Source organism: Mammaliicoccus sp. I-M35 (assembly GCF_022386455.1).
GTDB lineage: Bacteria > Bacillota > Bacilli > Staphylococcales > Staphylococcaceae > Mammaliicoccus > Mammaliicoccus sciuri_A.
Map to the genome: position 1 here is coordinate 1 of NZ_JAJNIL010000026.1, position 1,343 is coordinate 1,343.

Here is a 1,343-nt window from a genome sequence, read left to right on the forward strand (position 1 = left end):
CTCTCGCGGAACGTAAGCCCAACTACCATCGGCGCTAAAGAGCTTAACTTCTGTGTTCGGCATGGGAACAGGTGTGACCTCTTTGCTATCGTCACCAGACAAATAGTAATAACTTATGATGAATGTATTGTACATTCAAAACTAGATAGTAAGTAGATTTTACGGCTAAAACCGATTTAAAATTTGATTAAGTCTTCGATCGATTAGTATTCGTCAGCTACACACATTACTGCGCTTACACCCCGAACCTATTAACCTCATCATCTTTGAGGGATCTTATAACCGAAGTTGGGAAATCTCATCTTGAGGGGGGCTTCATGCTTAGATGCTTTCAGCACTTATCCCGTCCATACATAGCTACCCAGCTATGCCGCTGGCGCGACAACTGGTACACCAGAGGTATGTCCATCCCGGTCCTCTCGTACTAAGGACAGCTCCTCTCAAATTTCCTACGCCCACGACGGATAGGGACCGAACTGTCTCACGACGTTCTGAACCCAGCTCGCGTACCGCTTTAATGGGCGAACAGCCCAACCCTTGGGACCGACTACAGCCCCAGGATGCGATGAGCCGACATCGAGGTGCCAAACCTCCCCGTCGATGTGAACTCTTGGGGGAGATAAGCCTGTTATCCCCGGGGTAGCTTTTATCCGTTGAGCGATGGCCCTTCCATGCGGAACCACCGGATCACTAAGTCCGTCTTTCGACCCTGCTCGACTTGTAGGTCTCGCAGTCAAGCTCCCTTGTGCCTTTACACTCTGCGAATGATTTCCAACCATTCTGAGGGAACCTTTGAGCGCCTCCGTTACTCTTTAGGAGGCGACCGCCCCAGTCAAACTGCCCGCCTGACACTGTCTCCCACCATGATCAAATGGTGCGGGTTAGAAAGTCAACACAGCCAGGGTAGTATCCCACCAGCGCCTCCACGTAAGCTAGCGCTCACGTTTCAAAGGCTCCTACCTATCCTGTACAAGCTGTGCCAAATTTCAATATCAGGCTACAGTAAAGCTCCACGGGGTCTTTCCGTCCTGTCGCGGGTAACCTGCATCTTCACAGGTACTATGATTTCACCGAGTCTCTCGTTGAGACAGTGCCCAAATCGTTACGCCTTTCGTGCGGGTCGGAACTTACCCGACAAGGAATTTCGCTACCTTAGGACCGTTATAGTTACGGCCGCCGTTTACTGGGGCTTCGATTCGTAGCTTCGCAGAAGCTAACCACTCCTCTTAACCTTCCAGCACCGGGCAGGCGTCAGCCCCTATACATCACCTTACGGTTTAGCAGAGACCTGTGTTTTTGATAAACAGTCGCTTGGGCCTATTCACTGCGGCTCTTCAAGGCTT

Annotated in this window: 2 rRNA genes; both read right to left on the reverse strand. The window is 50.9% G+C overall.

The annotated features are described in order from the left end of the window. A 5S ribosomal RNA gene (gene rrf / locus LQ679_RS14610) occupies positions 1 to 99 on the reverse strand; the annotation flags it as partial. Positions 100 to 183: 84 nt separating this feature from the next. Continuing rightward, positions 184 to 1,343, reverse strand: a 23S ribosomal RNA gene (locus LQ679_RS14615); the annotation flags it as partial.